This window comes from Pseudomonas cavernicola, from assembly GCF_003596405.1.
GTDB classification, from domain to species: Bacteria; Pseudomonadota; Gammaproteobacteria; order Pseudomonadales; family Pseudomonadaceae; genus Aquipseudomonas; species Aquipseudomonas cavernicola.
Map to the genome: position 1 here is coordinate 449473 of NZ_QYUR01000002.1, position 24654 is coordinate 474126.

At 56.5% G+C, this 24654-nt stretch carries 35 protein-coding genes; 1 reads left to right on the forward strand and 34 read right to left on the reverse strand.

Annotation, left to right across the window (positions count from 1 at the left end; translation table 11 throughout):
* Positions 1 to 89: 89 nt before the first annotated feature.
* Complete coding sequence (locus D3879_RS02400; protein WP_119952533.1) at positions 90 to 593, reverse strand: single-stranded DNA-binding protein; 504 nt, start codon at positions 591 to 593, stop codon at positions 90 to 92.
* Between the two features lie 9 nt (positions 594 to 602).
* Positions 603 to 1997 (reverse strand): MFS transporter, encoded by a 1395-nt coding sequence (locus D3879_RS02405; RefSeq protein ID WP_119952534.1) that lies wholly within the window; start codon positions 1995 to 1997, stop codon positions 603 to 605.
* Positions 1998 to 2126: 129 nt separating this feature from the next.
* On the opposite strand from D3879_RS02405, the gene uvrA reads away from it, so the two are divergent.
* On the forward strand, positions 2127 to 4961 hold the full coding sequence (gene uvrA, locus D3879_RS02410) for an excinuclease ABC subunit UvrA (RefSeq protein ID WP_119952535.1): 2835 nt from the start codon (positions 2127 to 2129) through the stop codon (positions 4959 to 4961).
* Positions 4962 to 5024: 63 nt separating this feature from the next.
* Here the strand turns inward: uvrA and bfr are convergent, their stop codons facing one another.
* From bfr to fusA, 32 genes are all read right to left on the reverse strand, one after another.
* Positions 5025 to 5489, reverse strand: a complete 465-nt coding sequence (bfr, locus tag D3879_RS02415; protein WP_119952536.1) for a bacterioferritin — start codon at positions 5487 to 5489, stop codon at positions 5025 to 5027.
* A gap of 161 nt (positions 5490 to 5650) precedes the next feature.
* On the reverse strand, positions 5651 to 7099 hold the full coding sequence (locus D3879_RS02420) for a catalase (RefSeq protein WP_119952537.1): 1449 nt from the start codon (positions 7097 to 7099) through the stop codon (positions 5651 to 5653).
* 336 nt (positions 7100 to 7435) lie between these two features.
* Entirely contained in the window at positions 7436 to 7822 is a 387-nt protein-coding gene (rplQ, locus tag D3879_RS02425) for a 50S ribosomal protein L17 (protein WP_119952538.1), read from the reverse strand.
* A 42-nt stretch (positions 7823 to 7864) separates the two neighbouring features.
* A complete protein-coding gene (locus D3879_RS02430; RefSeq protein ID WP_119952539.1) occupies positions 7865 to 8866 on the reverse strand; it encodes a DNA-directed RNA polymerase subunit alpha in 1002 nt (333 codons plus the stop codon).
* A 22-nt stretch (positions 8867 to 8888) separates the two neighbouring features.
* Positions 8889 to 9509 (reverse strand): 30S ribosomal protein S4, encoded by a 621-nt coding sequence (gene rpsD / locus D3879_RS02435; RefSeq protein WP_119952540.1) that lies wholly within the window; start codon positions 9507 to 9509, stop codon positions 8889 to 8891.
* A 17-nt stretch (positions 9510 to 9526) separates the two neighbouring features.
* The gene (gene rpsK / locus D3879_RS02440) at positions 9527 to 9916 is read right to left on the reverse strand and encodes a 30S ribosomal protein S11 (RefSeq protein ID WP_002555466.1); all 390 of its coding nucleotides are present in this window, start codon (positions 9914 to 9916) and stop codon (positions 9527 to 9529) included.
* Between the two features lie 30 nt (positions 9917 to 9946).
* Positions 9947 to 10303: a 30S ribosomal protein S13 gene (gene rpsM / locus D3879_RS02445; protein ID WP_108096520.1), complete on the reverse strand. Its 357-nt coding sequence runs from the start codon at positions 10301 to 10303 to the stop codon at positions 9947 to 9949.
* 131 nt (positions 10304 to 10434) lie between these two features.
* Positions 10435 to 10551: a 50S ribosomal protein L36 gene (rpmJ, locus tag D3879_RS02450; RefSeq protein ID WP_002555468.1), complete on the reverse strand. Its 117-nt coding sequence runs from the start codon at positions 10549 to 10551 to the stop codon at positions 10435 to 10437.
* 28 nt (positions 10552 to 10579) lie between these two features.
* On the reverse strand, positions 10580 to 11908 hold the full coding sequence (secY, locus tag D3879_RS02455) for a preprotein translocase subunit SecY (protein WP_119952541.1): 1329 nt from the start codon (positions 11906 to 11908) through the stop codon (positions 10580 to 10582).
* Complete coding sequence (gene rplO / locus D3879_RS02460; RefSeq protein WP_119952542.1) at positions 11909 to 12343, reverse strand: 50S ribosomal protein L15; 435 nt, start codon at positions 12341 to 12343, stop codon at positions 11909 to 11911.
* A 3-nt stretch (positions 12344 to 12346) separates the two neighbouring features.
* Complete coding sequence (rpmD, locus tag D3879_RS02465) at positions 12347 to 12529, reverse strand: 50S ribosomal protein L30 (protein WP_119952543.1); 183 nt, start codon at positions 12527 to 12529, stop codon at positions 12347 to 12349.
* Positions 12530 to 12531: 2 nt separating this feature from the next.
* Positions 12532 to 13050 (reverse strand): 30S ribosomal protein S5, encoded by a 519-nt coding sequence (gene rpsE, locus D3879_RS02470; RefSeq protein ID WP_119952544.1) that lies wholly within the window; start codon positions 13048 to 13050, stop codon positions 12532 to 12534.
* 3 nt (positions 13051 to 13053) lie between these two features.
* Positions 13054 to 13404 (reverse strand): 50S ribosomal protein L18, encoded by a 351-nt coding sequence (rplR, locus tag D3879_RS02475; protein WP_119952545.1) that lies wholly within the window; start codon positions 13402 to 13404, stop codon positions 13054 to 13056.
* Positions 13405 to 13414: 10 nt separating this feature from the next.
* Positions 13415 to 13948: a 50S ribosomal protein L6 gene (gene rplF / locus D3879_RS02480; protein ID WP_119952546.1), complete on the reverse strand. Its 534-nt coding sequence runs from the start codon at positions 13946 to 13948 to the stop codon at positions 13415 to 13417.
* Positions 13949 to 13961: 13 nt separating this feature from the next.
* Positions 13962 to 14354: a 30S ribosomal protein S8 gene (gene rpsH, locus D3879_RS02485; protein WP_119952547.1), complete on the reverse strand. Its 393-nt coding sequence runs from the start codon at positions 14352 to 14354 to the stop codon at positions 13962 to 13964.
* Between the two features lie 215 nt (positions 14355 to 14569).
* Positions 14570 to 14875 carry a 30S ribosomal protein S14 gene (gene rpsN / locus D3879_RS02490; RefSeq protein ID WP_119952548.1) on the reverse strand — a complete coding sequence of 102 codons (306 nt, stop codon included), beginning with the start codon at positions 14873 to 14875 and terminating at the stop codon, positions 14570 to 14572.
* A 13-nt stretch (positions 14876 to 14888) separates the two neighbouring features.
* The gene (gene rplE / locus D3879_RS02495) at positions 14889 to 15428 is read right to left on the reverse strand and encodes a 50S ribosomal protein L5 (protein WP_119952549.1); all 540 of its coding nucleotides are present in this window, start codon (positions 15426 to 15428) and stop codon (positions 14889 to 14891) included.
* A gap of 20 nt (positions 15429 to 15448) precedes the next feature.
* Positions 15449 to 15763, reverse strand: a complete 315-nt coding sequence (gene rplX / locus D3879_RS02500) for a 50S ribosomal protein L24 (protein WP_119952550.1) — start codon at positions 15761 to 15763, stop codon at positions 15449 to 15451.
* Between the two features lie 11 nt (positions 15764 to 15774).
* Entirely contained in the window at positions 15775 to 16143 is a 369-nt protein-coding gene (rplN, locus tag D3879_RS02505; protein ID WP_003289207.1) for a 50S ribosomal protein L14, read from the reverse strand.
* A 23-nt stretch (positions 16144 to 16166) separates the two neighbouring features.
* Entirely contained in the window at positions 16167 to 16433 is a 267-nt protein-coding gene (gene rpsQ, locus D3879_RS02510; protein WP_119952551.1) for a 30S ribosomal protein S17, read from the reverse strand.
* Between the two features lie 2 nt (positions 16434 to 16435).
* Positions 16436 to 16627 (reverse strand): 50S ribosomal protein L29, encoded by a 192-nt coding sequence (rpmC, locus tag D3879_RS02515; protein WP_002555481.1) that lies wholly within the window; start codon positions 16625 to 16627, stop codon positions 16436 to 16438.
* On the reverse strand, positions 16627 to 17040 hold the full coding sequence (gene rplP, locus D3879_RS02520) for a 50S ribosomal protein L16 (RefSeq protein WP_110618209.1): 414 nt from the start codon (positions 17038 to 17040) through the stop codon (positions 16627 to 16629). Before rplP ends, rpmC begins: the two co-directional genes overlap by 1 nt.
* Before the next feature lie 12 nt (positions 17041 to 17052).
* The gene (gene rpsC / locus D3879_RS02525; RefSeq protein WP_119952552.1) at positions 17053 to 17739 is read right to left on the reverse strand and encodes a 30S ribosomal protein S3; all 687 of its coding nucleotides are present in this window, start codon (positions 17737 to 17739) and stop codon (positions 17053 to 17055) included.
* A 13-nt stretch (positions 17740 to 17752) separates the two neighbouring features.
* Positions 17753 to 18085 carry a 50S ribosomal protein L22 gene (gene rplV / locus D3879_RS02530; protein WP_003103908.1) on the reverse strand — a complete coding sequence of 111 codons (333 nt, stop codon included), beginning with the start codon at positions 18083 to 18085 and terminating at the stop codon, positions 17753 to 17755.
* Between the two features lie 13 nt (positions 18086 to 18098).
* On the reverse strand, positions 18099 to 18374 hold the full coding sequence (rpsS, locus tag D3879_RS02535) for a 30S ribosomal protein S19 (RefSeq protein WP_010486981.1): 276 nt from the start codon (positions 18372 to 18374) through the stop codon (positions 18099 to 18101).
* 16 nt (positions 18375 to 18390) lie between these two features.
* The gene (gene rplB, locus D3879_RS02540) at positions 18391 to 19215 is read right to left on the reverse strand and encodes a 50S ribosomal protein L2 (RefSeq protein ID WP_119952553.1); all 825 of its coding nucleotides are present in this window, start codon (positions 19213 to 19215) and stop codon (positions 18391 to 18393) included.
* A 14-nt stretch (positions 19216 to 19229) separates the two neighbouring features.
* On the reverse strand, positions 19230 to 19529 hold the full coding sequence (gene rplW / locus D3879_RS02545) for a 50S ribosomal protein L23 (RefSeq protein WP_002555488.1): 300 nt from the start codon (positions 19527 to 19529) through the stop codon (positions 19230 to 19232).
* The gene (gene rplD / locus D3879_RS02550) at positions 19526 to 20128 is read right to left on the reverse strand and encodes a 50S ribosomal protein L4 (protein WP_119952554.1); all 603 of its coding nucleotides are present in this window, start codon (positions 20126 to 20128) and stop codon (positions 19526 to 19528) included. The genes rplW and rplD overlap by 4 nt, the downstream gene beginning before the upstream one ends.
* Before the next feature lie 12 nt (positions 20129 to 20140).
* Complete coding sequence (gene rplC, locus D3879_RS02555; RefSeq protein ID WP_119952555.1) at positions 20141 to 20776, reverse strand: 50S ribosomal protein L3; 636 nt, start codon at positions 20774 to 20776, stop codon at positions 20141 to 20143.
* An 84-nt stretch (positions 20777 to 20860) separates the two neighbouring features.
* On the reverse strand, positions 20861 to 21172 hold the full coding sequence (rpsJ, locus tag D3879_RS02560) for a 30S ribosomal protein S10 (RefSeq protein WP_003186070.1): 312 nt from the start codon (positions 21170 to 21172) through the stop codon (positions 20861 to 20863).
* Between the two features lie 139 nt (positions 21173 to 21311).
* Positions 21312 to 22505 (reverse strand): elongation factor Tu, encoded by a 1194-nt coding sequence (gene tuf / locus D3879_RS02565; RefSeq protein ID WP_119952556.1) that lies wholly within the window; start codon positions 22503 to 22505, stop codon positions 21312 to 21314.
* Positions 22506 to 22535: 30 nt separating this feature from the next.
* The gene (gene fusA, locus D3879_RS02570; protein WP_119952557.1) at positions 22536 to 24638 is read right to left on the reverse strand and encodes an elongation factor G; all 2103 of its coding nucleotides are present in this window, start codon (positions 24636 to 24638) and stop codon (positions 22536 to 22538) included.
* Between the last annotated feature and the right edge of the window lie 16 nt (positions 24639 to 24654).

The following is a 24654-nucleotide window of genomic DNA, read 5'->3' on the forward strand; positions in this document are numbered from 1 at the left end:
GTACAGCTCGGAAAACCGTAAAGAATAAAAAAGCGCAATCAAGTCAATGGCTGCGCTTTAGTTGTTTACAAACAGACAAACGGTACAGGCTAGAACGGGATGTCGTCGTCGAAGCTGTCGTAGTTCGGTGCCGGTTGAGCCGCCGGTTGCGGCTGCGGTGCCGGACGCGACTCACGCGGGGCCTGCTGTTGCGGCTCGCGCTGCGGCTGCGGACGCTGCTGGCGCGGGGCAGAATCGCCACTGCTATCTGGACGACCGCCAAGCAATTGCATGGTGCCATTGATATCGACCACGATTTCGGTGGTGTAACGCTTGATGCCGTCTTTTTCCCACTCGCGGGTTTGCAGCTTACCTTCGATGTACACCTGCGAACCTTTGCGCAGGTACTCACCGGCGATCTCGGCGACTTTGCCGAACAGCGCAACACGGTGCCACTCGGTTTTCTCGACCTTCTGCCCGCTCTGCTTGTCGGTCCACTGCTCACTGGTAGCCAGGCTCAGGTTGGTGACAGCATTGCCGTTAGGCATGTAGCGCGTTTCCGGATCTTGGCCACAGGTTCCGACCAAAATAACTTTGTTAACCCCACGGGCCATAACGTTCTCCTAGGCTTCAGCACGCGCCGGCGCTGCTTCGATCAAGCGCTCAAGGGACGTGCGATCCAACTGTTCGGTATCCAATTTGATATAGATGGCAGCCTCCTCGGCCACCACCACAGCATCCGTTACTCCGGCCACTGCCAGTAAACGCTCGACCAAACCAGCATCACGTACCGCTACGGATGACAATGGTAAACGCAGGCTCGTGACATACGGAGGCTCGCTCATAGTAACAGCAAAGGCCAGCCAGAGCGCGCAGAGCGCAGCGCAACCCAGGAACACAACCCCCAGCCCGCCATGCTGAAACAGCCAGCCACCGAGAATGCCACCCAACGCCGCACCGAGGAACTGACTGGTGGAGTACACCCCCATCGCAGTGCCCTTGCCACCCGCTGGCGACACCTTGCTAATCAGCGAAGGCAGCGAGGCTTCCAGCAGGTTAAATGCGGTGAAAAACACCACCGTGCCCAACACCAACGTGCGCAAACTGCCGCCAAACTGCCAGAAGAACAGTTCACACAGCAGTAGCACCGTGACCGCCCCCAGCAGGACGCGCTTCATCTGGCGTTTTTTCTCGCCATAGATGATGAACGGGATCATCGCGAAAAAGCTCACCAACAGCGCCGTCAGATACACCCACCAATGCTGCTCCTTGGGTAGCCCGGCCTTCTGCACCAGCGCCAATGGCAACGCGACGAAACTAGCCATCAGAATCGCGTGCAGCACGAAGATACCGAGATCCAGGCGCAGCAAGTCTGGATGACGCAGCGTCGCGCCCAGCGCCTCGCGCGCCAGCTCAGACTCGCGATGATGCAACGGCCCGACTGAGCGCGGCACCAACCAGGCGACAATCGCGATCCCCAGCAACGCCATGCCCGCAGTGGCCAAAAACAGCCCAGAGAGACCGAAAACGCGAGTCAACAGTGGCCCCGCCACCATCGCCACCGCAAAGGACAGGCCGATGCTCATACCGATCACGGCCATGGCCTTGGTCCGGTGCTGCTCGCGCGTGAGGTCCGAGAGCAGCGCCATCACCGCGGCCGAAATCGCCCCGGCGCCTTGTAACACGCGCCCGGCGATCACCCCCCAGATGGAGTCCGCATTCGCCGCCAGTACACTGCCGGCGGCGAAAATCAGCAAGCCGACATAAATCACCGGGCGGCGGCCGATGCGGTCGGAAATCACACCGAAGGGGATTTGCAGAAACGCCTGGGTCAGGCCGTAGGCGCCGATCGCCAGCCCAATCAGCACCGGCGTGGCCCCCGCCAGGTCCATGCCGTAGGTGGCTAGCACCGGCAGCACCATAAACATACCGAGCATACGGAACGCGAACACCAACGCCAGCCCGCTCGCCGCGCGGGTCTCGCTACCACTCATGCGTTCGCTGTGCGGATCGTGCATGGAAGAACCTCTTGAAAATGCGCAGCGATTCTACCAGCCCCGTCTCGCCCTCGCACAGGCGCGACGCTTTGCCGCTAGGTAGCCGGGAGCCGTATACTCGCGGGTTTCCGCCCGCCATGCGAGGCCGCAGTGGACAAGATCCTGATTCGTGGGGCACGAACCCACAACCTGAAGAACATCGACCTGACCCTGCCGCGCGATAAATTGATCGTGATCACCGGACTGTCCGGCTCTGGCAAGTCCTCGCTAGCCTTCGACACCCTCTATGCGGAAGGCCAGCGGCGCTATGTGGAGTCGCTGTCGGCTTATGCCCGGCAGTTCCTCTCGATGATGGAAAAGCCTGACGTCGATACCATTGAAGGTCTGTCGCCAGCGATTTCCATCGAGCAGAAATCCACCTCGCACAACCCGCGCTCCACCGTCGGAACCATCACCGAAATTTACGACTACCTACGCCTGCTCTATGCCCGCGTCGGTATTCCGCGCTGCCCGGATCACGATCTGCCACTGGAAGCACAGACCGTCAGCCAGATGGTCGACCAAGTCCTGGCGCTGCCGGAAGGGCGCAAGCTGATGCTGCTGGCCCCAATTGTTCGCGAGCGTAAAGGCGAGCACTTGGCGGTATTCGATGAGCTGCGCGCGCAAGGCTTCGTCCGGGTACGGATCAACGGCAAACTCCATGAGCTGGACGAACTGCCCAAGCTGGACAAGCAGAAAAAGCATTCGATCGACGCCGTAGTCGACCGTTTCAAAGCGCGCGCCGACCTGCAGCAGCGCCTGGCCGAGTCTTTCGAGACGGCCCTCAAGCTGGCAGACGGCCTAGCCTTCGTCGCACCGATGGACGACGAAGAAGGCGATGAAATCATCTTCTCCGCGCGCTTCGCCTGCCCGCTCTGCGGCCACTCGATCAGCGAACTTGAGCCCAAGCTGTTCTCCTTTAACAACCCTGCCGGCGCCTGCCCAACCTGCGATGGCCTGGGAGTGAAGCAGTTCTTCGACATCAAGCGCCTGGTCAACGGCGAGCTGACCCTGGCGGAGGGCTCAATCCGTGGCTGGGACCGGCGCAACGTCTATTACTTCCAAATGCTCGGCTCGCTAGCCACGCACTACGATTTCAGCCTGGACATACCCTTCGATGACCTCAGCGCCGACCAGAAGAAAGTCATTCTCTATGGCAGTGGCAGCGCCAACGTCGAGTTTCGCTACCTGAATGACCGCGGCGATATCGTCAAACGCGCCCACCCGTTCGAAGGCATAGTGCCAAACTTGGAGCGCCGTTACCGCGAGACTGAATCGGCCACCGTCCGCGAGGAGCTAGCCAAATTCCTCAGCACCCAGCCCTGCCCGGATTGCCGCGGCACCCGCCTGCGCCGCGAAGCGCGGCATGTTTGGGTGGGTGAAAGAACCCTACCAGCCGTCACCGGCTTACCGATTGGCGACGCCACTGAATATTTCAGCAGCCTGAGCCTGACCGGCCGCCGCGGCGAAATTGCCGAAAAGATCCTCAAGGAAATTCGTGAGCGCCTACAGTTTTTGGTCAACGTCGGCCTCGACTACCTGACTCTCGACCGTAGTGCCGACACGCTCTCCGGCGGTGAGGCGCAGCGCATTCGTCTGGCCAGCCAGATCGGCGCCGGCCTAGTAGGCGTCATGTACATCCTCGACGAGCCGTCCATCGGCCTGCATCAGCGCGACAACGAGCGCCTGCTCGGTACCTTGCGGCACCTACGCGACATCGGCAATACGGTGATCGTGGTCGAGCACGACGAGGACGCCATTCGCATGGCTGACTATGTGGTCGATATCGGCCCTGGGGCTGGCGTGCATGGCGGGCGAATTGTGGCCGAGGGCACGGCAGCCGAGGTGATGGCGCATCCTGACTCGCTGACCGGCAAATACCTCTCCGGCCGGGTGAAAATCCCGGTCCCGGCCAAGCGCACCGAGCGCGATAAAAAGCTCTCACTGAAACTCAAGGGCGCACGCGGTAACAACTTGCGCAACGTCGACCTGGAGATTCCGGTAGGCCTGCTGACTTGCGTGACCGGCGTCTCCGGTTCGGGTAAGTCGACGCTGATCAACAACACCCTCTATCCGCTCAGTGCCACCGCCCTGAACGGCGCCACGACGCTGGAAGCGGCCGCCCACGATAGCTTCGACGGCCTGCAACACCTCGACAAGGTAGTCGATATCGACCAGAGCCCGATCGGCCGCACACCGCGCTCGAATCCGGCGACCTACACCGGCCTGTTCACGCCGATTCGCGAGCTGTTCGCCGGCGTGCCTGAGTCGCGCTCACGCGGCTATGGCCCCGGGCGCTTCTCCTTCAACGTCAAAGGCGGACGCTGCGAGGCCTGTCAGGGCGACGGCCTGATCAAGGTTGAGATGCACTTCCTGCCGGACATCTACGTACCCTGCGACGTCTGCAAGAGCAAGCGCTACAACCGCGAAACCCTGGAGATCAAGTACAAGGGCAAAAGCATCCACGAGGTGCTGGAAATGACCATCGAAGAGGCTCGGCCGTTCTTCGACGCAGTGCCGGCACTGTCGCGCAAGCTGCAGACGCTGGTCGACGTGGGATTGTCCTATATCAAGCTTGGCCAGTCTGCCACCACGCTCTCCGGTGGCGAGGCACAACGGGTCAAGCTGTCGCGCGAACTGTCCAAGCGCGATACCGGCAAGACCCTCTATATCCTCGATGAACCCACCACCGGCCTGCACTTCGCCGACATCCAACAACTGCTCGATGTGCTGCACCGCCTGCGCGACCACGGCAACACCGTGGTGGTGATCGAGCACAACCTCGATGTGATCAAGACCGCCGACTGGCTGGTCGATCTCGGCCCCGAAGGCGGCTCCAGAGGCGGACAGATCATTGCCTGTGGCACCCCGGAACAAGTGGCCGAGATGCCGCAATCGCATACTGGCTACTTCCTCAAACCCTTGCTAGAACGCGACAGAGCCTAAGCGCAATAAAAAGCCCCTGCTGCCGGTTGGGCGAAGGGGCTTTTTTATGTCTGCTCGAGCAGCTCAGAACTGCGATTGCAGGTAGTTCTCCAAGCCGACCAGTTTGATCCGGCCGAGCTGCTGCTCAAGCCAATAGGTGTGATCTTCCTCGGTGTCGGCCAGCTGTACGCGCAAAATATCGCGTGTGATGTAATCCCTATGCAGCTCACAGAGCTCAATACCCTTGCACAGCGCAGCCCGCACCTTGTATTCCAGGCGCAGATCGCTGGCCAGCATCTCTGGCACCGTGGTCCCACGATCTAGGTCGTCAGGCCGCATGCGCGGTGTGCCCTCAAGCATCAAGATTCGGCGGATTAACGCATCCGCATGCTGCGCCTCCTCCGCCATCTCATGATTGATGCGCTCGTAAAGCTTGCTGAAGCCCCAGTCTTCATACATGCGCGAATGAATGAAGTATTGGTCGCGTGCAGCCAGTTCGCCGGCCAGCAATGTATTGAGATAATCGATAACTTCCGGGTGCCCTTTCATCCGCCCGCTTCTCCCTGATCAAAGCGCTAAGTTTGACTGAACACACCCAACGGGTCACGGCTTTAGCCGCGCGCTAGCCCGAGCTCTTCGCTCAACAATAATCCTACAGGCATAAAAAAACCGCCCAAAGCGAGGGCGGTTTTTCTTATTCCAGACTCCAGTTAGCTCAGAGCAACACCCAAGGCCTTAGCGACGCCTTCACCATAGGCTGGATCGGCCTTGAGAAAATGCCCGATCTGGCGCAGTTGAACGTCACGCGTGACGCTTTTCATCGCACCGGCAATGTTGTTGATCAACAACTCCTTTTGCCCTGCGTCCATCAAGCGGAACAGCGCACCCGCCTGGCTGTAGTAGTCATCATCGACACGGTGATCAAAGCGATCCGCCGCACCACTCAGCGCCAACGCCGGTTCGCGATATTCGGGTGCTTGCTTGGGCGCATCTACATAGCTGTTCGGCTCGTAGTTCGGCGTGGCCCCACCATTGCCATCAAAGCGCATCGAGCCATCGCGCTGATAGTTGTGATATGGGCATTTCGGCGCGTTAACCGGCAATTGCTGATGATTGGTCCCCACGCGATAGCGATGCGCATCGGCGTAGGCAAACACCCGGCCTTGCAGCATTTTGTCTGGCGACAAGCCGATACCTGGCACAATATTGCTCGGGGCAAAAGCCGCCTGCTCAACCTCGGCAAAATAGTTCTGCGGATTGCGATTGAGCTCCAGCTCACCCACCTCGATCAGCGGGTACTCTTTCTGCGACCAGGTTTTGGTCACATCAAACGGGTGCTCGTGATGCGCTGCCGCCTGGGCCTCGGTCATCACCTGAATGCACACCCGCCATTTCGGGAAGTCGCCACGCTCAATCGCACCAAACAGGTCGCGCTGGGCGTAATCAGGGTCAGTACCGGCCAAACGCGCGGCATCGGCTGGCGCCAGGTTCTTGATGCCCTGCTTGGTCTTGAAGTGCCACTTGACCCAATGCCGCTCACCCTTGGCGTTGACTAGGCTGAAGGTGTGACTGCCAAAGCCGTGCATAAAGCGATAGCCGTCCGGAATGCCACGATCCGAGAACAGGATAGTCACCTGGTGCAGCGACTCCGGCGACAGCGACCAGAAGTCCCACATGGCTTGCGGGCTCTTCAGGTTGCTCTGCGGCAAACGCTTCTGGGTATGGATGAAATCAGGGAACTTCAACGGGTCACGGATGAAGAACACCGGGGTGTTGTTGCCAACAACATCCCAGTTGCCTTCCTCGGTGTAGAACTTCAAAGCAAAACCACGCGGATCACGCTCGGTATCCGCCGAGCCACGCTCACCACCCACGGTGGAGAAGCGCAGGAATACTGCAGTCTGTTTACCTACCGACTCGAACAGCTTGGCATGTGTGTATTGGGTGATATCGCGGCTGACTGTGAAGGTGCCATAAGCACCCGAACCTTTAGCGTGCACCCGACGCTCAGGGATTACTTCACGGTTGAAATGTGCAAGCTTTTCTACCAGATGAAAGTCATCCAGCAGTAACGGTCCACGCGGCCCGGCGGAACGAGAGTTCTGGTTATCGGCAACTGGGCTACCGCTACTGGTAGTAAGAATTGGCTTCTGGCTCATCCTGGCTCTCCTCATCAGTTATACAACCGGTGCTGTCCGGCAATGGGTAGAAGGCTAGATCCACCCTAGAAAGAGAGCCAATTTATTAAATAAAAGTTCTCGATAGTCTTATTCTTTTACATAACCAGAAAAATGGAGAAGCTCCCAGCTCATCACCCAAATGCACCTCGCCTCTTACAGCCAGCCAAGCACCCCGCGCACCTGAAGGGCAGCAAGTACTTACAACTGAGGCTCGAAAATGCCGACAGATGACAGAAACAAACACGGCATCCGATGTTTTTGACGCGCATAAAAAAACCGGGCCAATGGCCCGGTTTTTTTTTTACAACCTACGACTTACTCAGCAGCTTCTACTGCGCCGCCGACCGGACGGTCAACCAGCTCAACATAAGCCATTGGAGCGTTGTCGCCAGCGCGGAAACCGCACTTGAGGATACGCAGGTAACCGCCCTGACGGGTGGCGTAGCGCTTGCCCAGGTCGTTGAACAGCTTGCCGACGATGGCTTTCGAACGGGTACGGTCGAAAGCTAGACGACGGTTAGCCAAACTATCTTCTTTAGCCAGGGTGATCAGCGGCTCGGCGACGCGACGCAGTTCCTTGGCCTTAGGCAGGGTAGTTTTGATCAGCTCGTGCTCAAACAGCGACACCGCCATGTTTTGGAACATGGCCTTGCGGTGAGCGCTGGTGCGGCTCAGGTGACGACCACTCTTACGATGACGCATGGTTCAATTCCTTACCAAACTCACGTTCGGTGATTACGACGATCAGGCCGTAGCCTTGTCGTCTTTCTTAAGACTTGCCGGCGGCCAGTTGTCGAGGCGCATGCCGAGGGACAGACCACGGGAGGCCAGGACGTCCTTGATCTCAGTCAGGGACTTCTTGCCCAGGTTCGGAGTCTTCAACAACTCTACTTCGGTACGCTGAATCAGGTCGCCGATGTAATAGATGTTCTCCGCCTTGAGGCAGTTGGCCGAACGCACGGTCAGTTCCAGGTCATCGACCGGACGCAGCAGGATCGGATCGATCTCGTCTTCCTGCTCAATCACCACGGGCTCACTGTCACCTTTGAGGTCGACGAACGCGGCCAACTGCTGCTGCAGAATGGTCGCGGCACGACGGATAGCCTCTTCCGGATCCAAGGTACCGTTGGTTTCCAGGTCAATAACCAGCTTGTCTAGGTTAGTACGCTGCTCAACACGGGCGTTCTCAACCACGTACGCCACACGACGTACCGGGCTGAAAGAAGAGTCCAGCTGCAAGCGACCAATGCTGCGGCTTTCATCTTCATCACTCTGACGCGAGTCAGCCGGCTCATAGCCGCGACCACGAGCCACAGTGAGCCTCATGTTCAGTGCGCCGTTAGAAGCCAAGTTGGCAATAACGTGATCACCATTGACGATCTCGACATCATGATCCAGCTGAATATCGGCAGCGGTAACTACGCCCGAGCCCTTCTTCGCCAGTGTCAGAGTCACTTCGTCACGACCGTGCAGCTTAATAGCCAGACCTTTCAGGTTGAGCAGGATTTCAATGACGTCTTCCTGAACACCTTCAATGGCGCTGTACTCATGGAGTACACCGTCAATTTCGGCCTCGACTACTGCACAGCCAGGCATTGAGGACAACAAAATACGACGCAGCGCGTTGCCCAGGGTATGGCCGAAACCACGCTCGAGAGGCTCGAGAGTGATCTTGGCGCGGGTCGGACTGACCACCTGCACATCGATATGGCGGGGGGTCAGGAACTCATTTACCGAAATCTGCATGGATGCACCTATTTTCTAGCCCTTACTTGGAGTAGAGCTCGACAATCAGGCTTTCGTTGATGTCGGCGGAGAGGTCACTGCGAGCCGGTACGTTTTTAAACACACCAGTTTTCTTCTCAGTGTCCACTTCAACCCACTCAACGCGGCCACGCTGGGCACACAGCTCAAGAGCTTGAACAATGCGCAGCTGATTCTTCGATTTCTCGCGAACCGCAACCACGTCACCAGCACGAACCTGGTAGGACGGTACGTTGACGGTTTTACCGTTGATGCTGATCGCTTTGTGCGAAACCAGCTGACGGGATTCGGCACGAGTAGCACCAAAGCCCATACGGTATACGACGTTATCCAGACGGCACTCGAGCAGTTGCAGCAGGTTCTCACCGGTTGCGCCTTTACGACCGGCAGCTTCCTTGTAGTAACCGCTGAACTGGCGCTCTAGTACGCCGTAGATACGACGAACTTTCTGCTTTTCACGCAGCTGGGTACCGTAATCGGATTGGCGACCACGACGTTGACCGTGGATACCAGGGGCTGCCTCGATGTTGCACTTCGATTCGATAGCGCGAACACCGCTCTTAAGAAAGAGGTCAGTGCCTTCACGACGGGACAGTTTGCATTTGGGACCAATGTAACGAGCCATTTTCTACTGTCTCCTGATTACACGCGACGCTTCTTCGGCGGACGGCACCCGTTATGCGGGATTGGCGTCACGTCGGTGATGCTGGCGATCTTGTAACCGCAGCCGTTCAATGCACGGACAGCGGACTCACGACCCGGACCGGGACCCTTGACGTTAACGTCGAGGTTCTTCAGGCCGTATTCCAGCGCAGCTTGACCAGCACGTTCTGCAGCCACCTGGGCAGCGAACGGGGTGCTCTTGCGTGAACCGCGGAAACCCGAGCCACCAGAGGTAGCCCAAGACAGGGCGTTACCTTGACGATCGGTAATGGTCACAATGGTGTTGTTGAAAGACGCGTGGATGTGGGCGATGCCATCAACCACTGTCTTTTTGACTTTCTTACGAGGACGAGCAGCAGGTTTTGCCATGACTAGATTCCTGTCGATTCGCGGGTGCGATTACTTGCGGATCGGCTTACGCGGACCCTTACGGGTACGTGCGTTGGTCTTGGTACGCTGACCGCGGACCGGAAGGCCGCGACGATGACGCAGGCCGCGGTAGCAACCCAGGTCCATCAAGCGCTTGATTTTCATGTTGACTTCACGGCGAAGATCACCCTCGGTGTTTACCTTCGCAACTTCGCCACGCAAGAGCTCAATCTGCTCATCGCTCAGATCTTTAATCTTTGCCGCTGGGTTAACCCCAGTGGTTGCGCAAATTTTCTGCGCAGTAGTGCGACCAACACCGAAGATGTAGGTCAGCGAGATAACAGTATGCTTGTTATCTGGAATGTTGACGCCTGCAATACGGGCCATTCAGTGAGACTCCAATTGACAGCTACCTACGCCCGGGAAGCCAAGAAAAGGGCGCGAGATATTAACGCTGTAATAACAAATAAGCAACCCGGCAGCGCACTAGCTGCCGGGCTTATAGCTTTTGATCACACTCAGCCTTGGCGCTGCTTGTGACGCGGTTCAGCACTACAGATCACTCGCACGACACCTTCACGGCGAATAATTTTGCAGTTACGGCACAGCTTTTTCACCGATGCACGAACTTTCATCACCAACTCCTCGAACCTTATGGACACATCAGCGGAGCATGCCGCTGCCGTAGCCCTTCAGGTTGGCTTTCTTCATCAGGGATTCGTACTGGTGTGAAACGAGGTGCGATTGTACTTGCGACATAAAGTCCATCACAACCACTACCACGATCAGCAACGAGGTCCCGCCAAGGTAGAACGGTACGTTAGCAGCCACCACCAGGAACTGGGGCAGCAAACAAACGGCCGTCATGTACAAAGCACCGAACATGGTCAAACGAGTCAACACGCCATCGATATAGCGCGCGGACTGCTCACCCGGACGGATGCCAGGAATAAAGGCACCAGACTTCTTCAGGTTTTCCGCTACGTCTTTCGGATTGAACATCAGCGCCGTATAGAAGAAGCAGAAGAAAACGATCCCTGCACTAAACAGCAAAATATTCAACGGCTGACCAGGAGCGATAGCCTGTGAAATATCCTGGAGCCAGCCCATACCTTCAGACTGACCGAACCAGGCACCCAGCGAAGCCGGGAACAACAGAAGGCTACTGGCGAAGATAGCCGGAATGACACCGGCCATGTTCACCTTCAGCGGTAAGTGGCTAGTCTGCGCAGCGAAGACCTTACGGCCCTGCTGACGCTTGGCGTAATGCACCGCAATGCGACGCTGACCACGCTCAATGAAAACCACAAAACCGATGATCGCTACAGCCAGCAAACCAATGGCGACCAAGGCGAAAATATTGATATCGCCCTGACGAGCAGACTCGAAAGACTGCCCGACAGCACTCGGCAAACCGGCCACGATGCCCGCAAAAATCAGCATCGAGATGCCGTTACCGACACCGCGCTCAGTGATCTGCTCGCCCAGCCACATCATGAACATGGCACCAGCCACGAAGGTGGTGACAGCCACGAAGTGGAAGCCGAAATCGACCGAGAACGCCACACCCTGACCCGCCAGGCCAACGGACATGCCGGTCGCCTGCACAAGAGCCAAGATCAAGGTGCCGTAGCGGGTGTACTGGCTAATCTTGCGACGACCAGACTCACCTTCCTTCTTCAACTGCTCCAGCTGCGGGCTGACAGCGGTCATGAGCTGCATGATGATCGATGCCGAAATGTACGGCATGATCCCCAGCGCAAAGATACTCATCCGCTCCAGCGCGCCGCCGGAAAACATGTTGAACAGGCTAAGAATAGTCCCCTCATTCTGTCGGAACAGGTCAGCCAGCCGGTCGGGATTGATCCCTGGCACTGGGATGTGTGCACCTACCCGATAGACGATAATCGCCATAACGAGGAAGCGCAGTCGAGCCCAGAGCTCGGATAACCCACCGTTGCTGAGCGCTGAGAGAGCACCTTGCTTAGCCATTTAGTCCTCGAACTTGCCGCCAGCTGCTTCGATAGCCGCACGCGCACCTTTGGTGGCAGCGATACCTTTAAGGGTGACCGCACGAGTAATCTCACCGGACAGCATGACTTTCACGCGCTGTACGTGTTGATTAATCAGGTTGGCATCCTTCAGAGACTGCAGAGTCACGACATCGCCTTCCACTTTATTCAGCTCGGATGTACGCACTTCGGCGCGATCCATAGCCTTCAGGGAGACGAAGCCGAACTTCGGCAGACGACGGTGCAGCGGCTGTTGACCGCCTTCAAAGCCCGGAGCAATGGTGCCACCGGAGCGGGAGGTCTGACCTTTGTGGCCGCGGCCACCAGTCTTACCCAAACCGCTACCGATACCACGGCCCGGACGGTGCTTCTCGCGACGGGAACCCGGCGCAGGACTCAGATCGTTCAGGTACATGTGTTAACCCTCGACTCGCAGCATGTAGTAAGCCTTGTTGATCATCCCGCGGTTCTCGGGAGTATCCAGCACTTCTACAGTGTGACCAATGCGACGCAGACCCAGGCCCTTCACACAAAGCTTGTGATTCGGGATGCGGCCGCTAACGCTTTTGATCAACGTAACTTTGACAGTTGCATTAGCCATGATTAGAAAATCTCCTTAACGCTCTTGCCGCGCTTAGCTGCAATAGACTCAGGAGATTGCATAGCCTTCAAACCCTTGAAGGTGGCGTGAACCACGTTCACAGGGTTAGTCGAGCCATAGCACTTGGCCAATACGTTCTGCACGCCAGCAACTTCGAGAACGGCACGCATAGCGCCGCCAGCGATGATGCCAGTACCTTCAGAAGCAGGCTGCATGTACACCTTGGAGGCGCCATGAGCAGACTTCATCGCGTACTGCAGAGTGGTGCCATTGAGGTCCACCTGAATCATGTTGCGACGGGCAGCCTCCATAGCTTTCTGGATAGCAGCCGGCACTTCGCGGGACTTGCCACGACCGAAACCAACGCGACCCTTACCATCACCCACTACGGTCAACGCAGTGAAAGTGAAGATACGGCCGCCTTTGACGGTCTTGGCAACGCGGTTAACTTGAACCAGCTTCTCGATGTAGCCTTCGTCGCGGCCTTCGTCGCGGCTGTCGCGTCTTTGATCATTTGCCATAACTTAGAACTCCAGCCCGCCTTCACGAGCAGCATCAGCCAGTGCCTTAACACGGCCGTGGTACTTGAAGCCAGAACGGTCGAATGCCACCTGAGTGACGCCAGCGGCTTTCGCACGCTCAGCAACCAGCTGACCTACTTTCGTGGCCGCATCGATGTTGCCGGTGGCACCATCACGCAGATCCTTGTCCAAAGTCGAGGCGCTTGCCAGGACTTTGCTGCCGTCGGCCGAGATGACCTGGGCGTAAATGTGCTGCGAAGAGCGATACACGCAGAGACGCACGGCTTCTAGCTCGTGCATTTTCAGGCGTGCTTTGCGAGCGCGACGCAGTCGAGTAACTTTTTTGTCGGTCATTTGCTATGCCCTACTTCTTCTTGGCTTCTTTACGGCGGACGACTTCGTCAGCGTAACGCACACCTTTGCCTTTATAGGGCTCTGGCGGACGGAAGTCGCGGATCTCAGCGGCCACTTGACCAACCAGCTGCTTATCAATGCCCTTGATCAGGATATCGGTCTGGCTGGGAGTTTCGGCGGTGACGCCTTGCGGAAGCTCGTATTCCACCGGATGCGAGAAGCCTAGTGCCAGGGACAGCACTTCGCCTTTAGCCTGCGCCTTGTAACCAACACCAACCAGCTGAAGCTTGCGCTCGAAGCCTTGGCTGACGCCGATTACCATGTTGTTAACCAACGCACGGGTGGTACCGGCCATTGCACGAGTTTGCTGATCGCCATTGCGAGCCGCAAAACGCAGCTCACCAGCATCTTCAACCACTTCAACGGACGAATGAACATTCAGTTCTAGAGCGCCTTTTGCACCCTTCACCGAAAGCTGTTGGCCGGAGAGTTTGACCTCAACACCAGCTGGCAGCTTAACGGGGTTCTTAGCAACGCGAGACATGCTTATCCCCCCCTTAGAACACTGTGCAAAGCACTTCACCGCCGACACCGGCAGCGCGCGCAGCACGATCCGTCATCACACCTTTGTTGGTGGAGACGATGGATACGCCAAGACCGCCACGAACTTTCGGCAGATCATCGACGGACTTGTACTGGCGCAAGCCTGGACGGCTGACGCGCTTCACTTCTTCGATGACCGGACGGCCTTCGAAATATTTCAGCTCGATGGATAGCAACGGCTTGATGTCGCTACTGATCTGAAAACCCGCAATGTAACCTTCGTCCTTCAGAACTTTGGCTACAGCCACCTTCAACGTGGAGGAAGGCATGCTTACGACGGACTTTTCAGCCATCTGGGCATTACGGATACGAGTTAGCATGTCCGCTAACGGGTCCTGCATACTCATGGGCTAGACGCTCCTGATACAAAAAGAATTAGCCTTACGGCTACTACAGTCGCTAGAAAAATTCCGGGCAAACCAAAACCCAGGCTCAGGCGAGCCGATCATTCTAGAGACTGCTTAAAAATGAATCAAGCCCCAAAAGGGGCTTGATTCATTATCGCTCAACGCAACTACCTAACCTTTGCAGGTCCAGGCAGCCCCGATTCGAGACATACGACTTACCAGCTAGCTTTCACCAGACCCGGTACGTCACCACGCATGGCAGCTTCGCGCAGCTTGTTACGGCCGAGGCCGAACTTGCGGTACACGCCGTGCGGACGACCGGTGATGCGGCAGCGGTTACGCAGGCGCGAAGCGCTGGCGTCACGTGGCTGCTTCTGCAGAGCGATCTGCGCCTCCCAACGAGCTTCCGGACTGGTGTTCGGATTCACGATGGTAGCTTTCAGCTCGGCACGCTTCTTAGCGAACTTTGCTACCGTTTGCTGACGCTTCAGCTCGCGGTTTTTCATGCTTTGCTTGGCCATGTTCCTACTCCAATCAGTTGCGGAACGGGAAGTTGAAAGCACGCAGCAAGGCGCGACCTTCATCATCCGTACGAGCAGTGGTGGTCAGGGTAATGTCCAGACCGCGCAGAGCATCGATCTTGTCGTAATCGATTTCCGGGAAAATGATCTGCTCTTTGACGCCCATGCTGTAGTTGCCACGACCATCGAAGGACTTGGCATTCAGGCCGCGGAAGTCACGCACGCGCGGCAGGGAGATCGAAAGCAGACGATCCAGGAACTCATACATACGATCGCGACGCAGTGTAACTTTGACGCCGATCGGCCAACCTTCACGGACTTTAAAGCCTGCGATGGATTTCCGAGCGTAAGTCACAATGACTTTTTGACCGGTGATTTTTTCCAAATCCGCTACCGCGTGCTCGATGATTTTCTTATCACCGATCGCTTCGCCAAGACCCATGTTCAGGGTGATTTTGGTAACGCGCGGAACTTCCATCACGTTCGACAGCTTAAGTTCTTCCTTAAGCTTCGGAGCGATTTCTTTCCGATAAATCTCTTTTAGTCGTGCCATGGTCTTCTACCTAGCAGTGTTCAAGCATCAACCGCTTTTTGGGTCGACTTGAAGACACGAATTTTTTTGCCGTCTTCTACTTTGAAACCAACGCGGTCAGCCTTGCTGGTTTCACCGTTGAAAATGGCGACGTTAGAGGCGTGCAGCGGCGCCTCTTTCTCGACGATACCGCCTTGAACGCCCGACATCGGGTTCGGCTTGGTATGGCGCTTCACCAGGTTGATCCCACCAACGACCAAACGGTCGTCAGCGAGAACCTTGAGCACCTTGCCACGCTTACCTTTGTCTTTGCCGGCGATCACGATGATCTCGTCGTCACGACGAATCTTTTGCATGTCGGATCTCCTTACAGCACTTCAGGGGCGAGCGAGACGATCTTCATGAACTTCTCAGAGCGAAGTTCACGGGTCACGGGCCCAAAGATACGGGTGCCGATCGGCTCTTGCTTGTTGTTCAGCAGAACAGCAGCGTTGCCATCAAAGCGAATAATGGAGCCGTCTGGACGACGAACACCATGGCGAGTGCGGACTACGACAGCAGTCATCACTTGGCCTTTTTTCACTTTGCCGCGCGGAATTGCTTCCTTGACGGTGACTTTGATGATGTCGCCGATGCCAGCGTAACGGCGATGCGAACCGCCCAACACCTTGATGCACATAACACGGCGTGCACCGCTGTTGTCGGCCACATCGAGCATGGATTGAGTCTGAATCATATAATTTCTCCGACCCCTAGTCCTTAGACTTCCACTGCGCGTTCAACGACTTCAACCAGTGCCCAAGTTTTGGTCTTGGCCAGCGGACGAGTCTCACGAATAGTGACCTTGTCGCCGATATGGCACTGATTGGTTTCGTCGTGGGCGTGCAGCTTGGTCGAACGCTTCACGTATTTACCGTAGATCGGGTGCTTGACGCGACGCTCGATCAGGACGGTGATGGTCTTGTCCATCTTGTCGCTGACGACACGGCCAGTCAGCGTACGGACGGTTTTTTCGGCTTCAGCCATGATTACTTACCTGCCTGCTGGTTGAGCACAGTCTTCACGCGAGCGATGTCACGCTTAACTTGCGAGAGCAGGTGAGACTGCCCCAACTGGCCAGTTGCCTTCTGCATACGCAGATTGAACTGGTCGCGCAGCAGGCCGAGCAGTTGCTCGTTCAGCTGCTGTGCTGATTTTTCACGAAGTTCATTCGCTTTCATCACATCACCGTCCGCTTAACAAAGGAGGTGGCGAGCGGCAGCTTTGCAGCAGCCAGGGCGAAAGCCTCACGCGCCAGCTCTTCGGAAACACCCTCGATTTCATACAGGACTTTGCCTGGCTGGATCTGGGCAACCCAATACTCGACGCTACCCTTACCTTTACCCATCCGCACTTCGAGAGGCTTCTTGGTGACCGGCTTATCAGGGAACACACGAATCCAGATTTTGCCGCCACGCTTAACGTGACGAGTCAGAGCACGACGAGCGGACTCGATCTGGCGGGCGGTGAGACGACCACGAGCAACAGACTTCAGCGCGAACTCGCCGAAGCTGACTTTGCTACCGCGCTGAGCCAAGCCACGGTTGTGGCCTGTCATCTGCTTGCGGAACTTCGTACGCTTTGGTTGCAACATTTGGCGTACCCCTTACTTAGCAGCTTTTTTACGAGGCGCAGGTGCTTGCGGCTTCAGTTCTTCCTGGCGACCACCAATTACTTCGCCTTTGAAGATCCAAACCTTGACACCGATCACACCATAAGTGGTGTGCGCTTCGTACGTGGCATAGTCGATATCGGCACGCAGGGTGTGCAACGGCACACGACCTTCGCGATACCACTCGGTACGGGCAATTTCTGCGCCGCCCAAACGACCGCTCACTTGGATTTTGATGCCTTTGGCACCAATGCGCATGGCGTTCTGTACAGCGCGCTTCATAGCGCGACGGAACATCACACGACGCTCCAGCTGCTGAGCTACGCTCTGCGCAACCAGCATACCGTCGAGCTCCGGCTTGCGGATCTCTTCGATATTGATGTGCACAGGCACACCCATTTGCTTGGTCAGGTCCTGACGCAGCTTCTCAACATCTTCACCTTTCTTGCCGATCACGATGCCGGGACGAGCGGTGTGGATGGTGATACGTGCTGTTTGAGCCGGACGATGGATATCGATACGGCTTACGGACGCGCTTTTTAATTTGTCTTGGAGATACTCACGCACCTTCAGATCAGCGAACAAATAGTCCGCATAAGTCCGACCGCTGGCGTACCAGACGGAGGTGTGTTCCTTGACGATACCCAGGCGAATGCCAATGGGATGTACTTTCTGACCCATCTCTTCGACTCCGTTACTTGTCAGCAACCTTGACAGTGATATGGCAAGACCGCTTGACGATGCGATCAGCACGGCCTTTAGCACGCGGCATGATGCGCTTCAGCGAACGCCCTTCGTTGACGAAAACGGTGGAAACCTTAAGGTCATCCACGTCTGCGCCTTCGTTGTGCTCGGCGTTGGCTACAGCCGACTCCAGCACTTTCTTCATGATCTCGGCGGCTTTCTTACTGCTGAAAGCCAACAGGTTGAGCGCTTCGCCCACCTTCTTCCCGCGGATCTGGTCGGCGACCAAGCGGGCTTTCTGGGCGGAGATTCGAGCGCCCGACAACTTAGCGGCTACTTCCATCGTTCCTTACCCCTTAACGCTTGGCTTTCTTGTCAGCCACGTGCCCACGATAAGTGCGGGTACCGGCAAACTCGCCCAGTTTGTGGCCGACCATGTCTTCGTTCACGAGAACCGGGACATGTTGACGACCGTTATGCACAGCAATGGTCAGACCAACCATTTGCGGCAGGATCATGGAACGGCGCGACCAGGTTTTCACCGGCTTGCGATCGTTCTTTTCCACCGCCACTTCGATCTTCTTCAGTAGGTGAAGATCAATAAAAGGACCTTTTTTCAGAGAACGTGGCACTGTCGTATCCCTCTATTTACTTGCGACGACGGACGATCATTTTATCGGTGCGCTTGTTACCACGAGTCTTCGCGCCCTTAGTCGGGAAGCCCCATGGAGACACCGGATGACGACCACCAGAGGTACGACCTTCACCACCACCATGCGGGTGGTCGACTGGGTTCATGGCAACACCACGAACGGTCGGGCGAACGCCACGCCAGCGCTTGGCACCAGCTTTACCCAGCGAACGCAGGCTGTGCTCGGAGTTCGAGACCTCGCCCAGGGTCGCACGGCATTCAGCCAGCACTTTACGCATTTCACCGGAACGCAGACGCAGGGTCACGTAAGCGCCTTCACGAGCGATCAGCTGAGCCGAAGCACCAGCGGAACGAGCGATCTGAGCACCTTTACCCGGCTTCAGTTCGATACCATGCACAGTGCTACCCACCGGCATGTTACGCAGCTGCAGAGCATTGCCCGGCTTGATCGGCGCAAGAGCACCCGCGATCAACTGGTCGCCAGCACTCACGCCTTTTGGGGCGATGATATAGCGGCGCTCGCCGTCTGCGTACATCAACAGAGCGATGTGCGCGGTGCGGTTCGGGTCATATTCGATACGCTCGACAGTGGCTGGAATGCCATCTTTGTCGTTGCGACGAAAATCGACCAGACGGTAATGCTGCTTATGACCACCACCGATGTGACGCGTGGTAATACGGCCATTGTTGTTACGACCACCAGACTTCGACTTCTTCTCGAGCAGCGGTGCGTAAGGAGCGCCTTTGTGCAGCTCCTGGTTGACCACCTTGACCACAAAACGGCGGCCAGCGGAAGTCGGTTTGCATTTAACGATTGCCATGATGCACCCCTTCCTTACTCAGCACTGCTGCTGAAGTCGAGATCTTGGCCCGGCTGAAGGGAGATTACTGCCTTCTTCCAGTCATTACGCTTGCCCAGACCGCGAGCAGTACGCTTGCTCTTACCCAGAACATTCAGGGTAGTAACACGCTCTACTTTCACGCTGAACAGGCTTTCGACGGCCTTCTTGATTTCCAGCTTGGTTGCATCAGTCGCAACCTTGAAAACGAACTGGCCTTTTTTGTCAGCCAAAACCGTGGCTTTCTCAGAGACGTGCGGGCCAAGTAGCACTTTAAATACGCGTTCCTGGTTCATCCCAGCAGCTCCTCGAATTTCTTCACGGCCGACACAGTGATCAACACTTTGTCGTATGCGATCAGACTGACCGGATCGGAACCCTGTACATCACGGACATCGACGTGCGGCAGGTTACGAGCAGCCAGGTACAGATTCTCATCAACAGCATCAGACACGATCAGAACATCTGTCAGACCCATGCCATTGAGCTTGTTCAGCAGAGTTTTGGTTTTCGGCGCCTCAACAGCGAAGTCTTGAACCACAACCAGACGATCAGTACGCACCAGCTCAGCAAGAATGGAGCGCAGTGCTGCGCGATACATCTTCTTGTTCAGCTTCTGCGTGTGATCCTGCGGACGAGCTGCGAAAGTGGTACCGCCGCCACGCCAGATTGGGCTACGGATAGTACCGGCACGAGCACGACCAGTACCCTTCTGACGCCACGGGCGCTTACCGCCACCGGAAACGTCGGAACGAGTCTTTTGCTGCTTGCTGCCCTGACGACCGCCAGCCATGTAGGCCACGACCGCCTGGTGTACCAGCGTCTCGTTGAATTCGCCGCCAAAGGTCAGCTCGGAAACTTCGATCGCCTGAGCGTCATTTACATTTAATTGCATGTCAGCTTCCCCTTAACCGCGAGCCTTGGCTGCCGGACGCACAACCAGGTTGCCGCCAGTAGCGCCAGGAACAGCACCCTTCACCAGCAGCAGATTGCGTTCAGCGTCGACGCGCACAACTTCCAGGGACTGCACGGTCACGCGCTCAGCGCCCATATGACCGGACATTTTCTTGCCCTTGAATACACGACCAGGAGTCTGGCACTGGCCGATAGAGCCAGGGACGCGGTGGGAGACGGAGTTACCGTGGGTGTTATCTTGACCGCGGAAGTTCCAGCGCTTGATGGTACCGGCGAAGCCTTTACCCTTGGACTGACCGGTGACATCCACCAGCTGACCTGCTTGGAAAATTTCTGCGTTGATCACATCGCCAGCCTGGTAGTCGCCCTCTTCAAGACGGAACTCCCAGACGCCGCGACCGGCAGCTACGTTTGCTTTAGCGAAGTGACCCGCTTGAGCAGCAGTCACGCGCGAAGCACGACGCTCACCGACAGTGACTTGCACTGCACGATAGCCATCGCTTTCTTCGGTTTTGAACTGAGTGACGCGATTCGGCTCGATCTCAATGACCGTAACCGGAATGGAGACACCTTCTTCGGTGAAAATACGGGTCATACCGCATTTACGACCGACTACACCAATAGTCATGTTGTAAACCTCATGAGTGTACGGGGCTTTCACCCGCTATGGCCGCCCATTTCAGAGCGTTACACGACTAAAACCTTACAGGTCTTAGCCGAGGCTGATCTGCACTTCCACGCCAGCCGCAAGATCGAGCTTCATAAGAGCGTCAACGGTTTTATCCGTTGGCTGAACAATGTCCAGCACGCGCTTATGAGTACGGATTTCATACTGGTCGCGCGCGTCTTTGTTGACGTGCGGAGAAACCAGAACAGTAAACCGCTCTTTGCGAGTAGGCAGAGGAATCGGACCACGCACCTGAGCACCAGTACGTTTCGCGGTTTCCACGATTTCCTGGGTGGATTGGTCGATTAGGCGATGATCAAAAGCCTTCAACCGTATCCGGATTTGTTGATTTTGCATTGATCTCAGACTCCCAGCTGCTATTCCCAGCGGACGCAATACGCCCGTTAAAAGGAGGCGCAATTCTATAGACGCCCCCTCTAGGTGTCAACTCAATAAAAAAGCCCCCGCAAGCGGAGGCTTTTTCATGAATCAACGATTACTCGATGATTTTGGCAACTACACCAGCGCCAACGGTACGACCACCTTCACGGATGGCGAAACGCAGACCATCTTCCATCGCGATCGGAGCAATCAGGGTGACAACCATTTTGATGTTGTCGCCCGGCATTACCATTTCAACGCCTTCTGGCAGTTCGCAGTTACCGGTCACGTCAGTCGTACGGAAGTAGAACTGCGGACGGTAGCCCTTGAAGAACGGCGTGTGACGACCGCCCTCTTCCTTGCTCAGAATGTACACTTCGCCTTCGAACTTGGTGTGCGGCTTGATGGTGCCCGGCTTGGCCAAGACCTGACCACGCTCAACATCATCACGCTTGGTGCCACGCAGCAGTACGCCAACGTTCTCACCGGCACGACCTTCGTCCAGCAGCTTGCGGAACATCTCAACACCAGTGCAAATGGTCTTGGTGGTATCACGGATACCAACAATTTCCACCTCTTCCTGAATCTTGACGATGCCACGCTCAACACGACCGGTTACCACGGTACCGCGGCCGGAGATGGAGAACACGTCTTCGATTGGCATCAGGAACGGCTTGTCGATTGCACGCTCTGGCTCAGGAATGTAGCTGTCGAGAGTCTCAACCAGCTTACGCACAGCGCTGACACCCATTTCGTTGTCATCTTGACCGTTCAACGCCATCAGCGCGGAACCGATAATGATCGGGGTGTCGTCGCCCGGGAAGTCGTAAGTGCTCAGCAGATCACGCACTTCCATCTCAACCAGCTCCAGCAGCTCAGCGTCGTCCACCATGTCCGCCTTGTTCAGGAAGACCACGATGTAAGGAACGCCCACCTGACGGGACAGCAGGATGTGCTCACGAGTCTGCGGCATCGGGCCGTCAGCAGCGGAGCAAACCAGGATCGCGCCATCCATCTGCGCAGCACCAGTGATCATGTTTTTCACATAGTCAGCGTGGCCCGGGCAGTCGACGTGTGCGTAGTGACGGACAGCCGAATCGTATTCAACGTGGGAAGTGTTGATCGTGATACCACGAGCCTTTTCTTCCGGAGCGTTGTCGATCTGGGCGAAGTCACGCGCAGAACCACCGAAGGCTTCGGCGCAGACCTTGGTCAGAGCAGCAGTCAGAGTCGTCTTACCATGGTCAACGTGACCAATAGTGCCGACGTTGAGGTGCGGTTTTTTACGTTCAAATTTTTCTTTAGCCACGACAGTAAACCTCTTGCCTAAAGGGCTGGATCAGCCTTGTTTCTTGACGATAGCTTCGGCGATGTTCGACGGAGCTTCTGAGTACTTCGAGAACTCCATGGAGTAACTCGCGCGACCCTGAGACATGGAGCGGACGTCGGTTGCATAACCAAACATCTCACCCAACGGAACCTCGGCACGAATCACTTTGCCGGCAACCGTATCTTCCATACCCTGGATCAGACCACGACGACGGTTCAGGTCACCCATCACGTCACCCATGTAGTCTTCAGGTGTTACCACCTCTACTTTCATGATCGGCTCAAGCAGTACAGCTCCACCCTTTTGGGCCAGCTGCTTGGTCGCCATGGAAGCAGCGATCTTAAATGCCATCTCGTTAGAGTCGACATCATGGTAAGAACCATCGAAGACCGCGGCTTTTAGGCCGATGAGCGGATAACCGGCAACAACGCCGTTCTTCATCTGCTCTTCGATACCCTTCTGAATAGCCGGGATGTATTCCTTCGGAACCACACCACCCACTACTTCGTTGACGAACTGCAGACCTTCCTGACCTTCGTCAGCCGGCTCGAAGCGAATCCAGCAGTGACCAAACTGGCCACGACCACCGGATTGACGCACGAACTTACCTTCGATTTCGCACTTGTTGCGAATGGTCTCACGGTAAGCAACCTGCGGCTTACCAATGTTGGCTTCCACACCGAACTCGCGCTTCATGCGATCGACAAGGATGTCCAGGTGCAACTCACCCATACCAGAGATGATCGTCTGACCAGTCTCTTCGTCGGTCTTGACGCGGAAAGACGGGTCTTCCTGAGCAAGCTTGCCCAGAGCGATACCCATTTTTTCCTGGTCGACCTTGGTTTTCGGCTCAACGGCAACCGAGATAACCGGCTCCGGGAAGTCCATGCGCACCAAGATGATCGGCTTCTCAAGAGAGCACAGAGTGTCGCCAGTGGTGACGTCCTTCATGCCGATCAGTGCAGCGATGTCGCCAGCGCGCACTTCCTTGATTTCCTCACGGGTGTTCGCATGCATTTGCACCATACGACCAACACGCTCTTTCTTGCCTTTGACCGAGTTGATCACCGCATCGCCCGAGCTCAACACGCCCGAATAAACGCGTGCGAAAGTCAGGGTACCCACGAATGGGTCTGTAGCGATCTTGAATGCCAGCGCCGAGAACGGCTCGCTGTCATCGGCATGACGCTCCATCTCAACGGTTTCGTCATCCGGATCGCTGCCCTTGATCGCCGGAATATCAACCGGAGCAGGCAGGTAATCGATAACGGCGTCGAGAACCAGGGGCACGCCCTTGTTCTTGAAGGAAGAACCACAAACAGCCGGCACGATTTCGCCAGCGATAGTACGCTGACGCAGACCAGCCTTGATTTCTTCGATGGTGAGCTCTTCACCTTCGAGATACTTGTTCATGAATTCTTCGTTGGCTTCGGCGGCCGCCTCAACCATATTGCTGCGCCACTCTTCAGCCAGACCCTGGAGCTCGGCCGGGATCTCTTCCTCGCGGAAGGTCATACCCTGATCGTCGTCGTTCCAGTAGACAGCCTTCATCTTGATCAGATCGATCTGGCCAACGAAGTTCTCTTCAGAACCGATAGCCAACTGGATCGGCACCGGAGTGTGACCCAGACGCTCTTTGATCTGACCGATCACACGCAGGAAGTTGGCACCGGCACGGTCCATCTTGTTGACGTACACAAGACGCGGAACGCCGTATTTGTTGGCTTGACGCCATACGGTTTCGGACTGGGGCTCAACACCCGAGGTGCCACAGAACACCACGACCGCACCATCGAGTACGCGCAAGGAGCGCTCTACTTCAATGGTGAAGTCCACGTGACCGGGGGTATCGATGATGTTGAAACGGTACTTGTCGAACTGCTTGGAAGAACCCGCCCAGAACGCAGTAGTGGCAGCGGAGGTGATAGTGATACCACGCTCCTGCTCCTGCACCATCCAGTCCATGGTCGCGGCGCCATCATGCACCTCGCCCATTTTGTGGTTGACACCCGTGTAGAACAAAACCCGCTCCGTCGTCGTGGTCTTGCCAGCATCCACGTGCGCGACGATACCGATGTTACGGTAGCGGTTAATCGGTGTAGTACGAGCCATAAAGCCCTCGCAAATT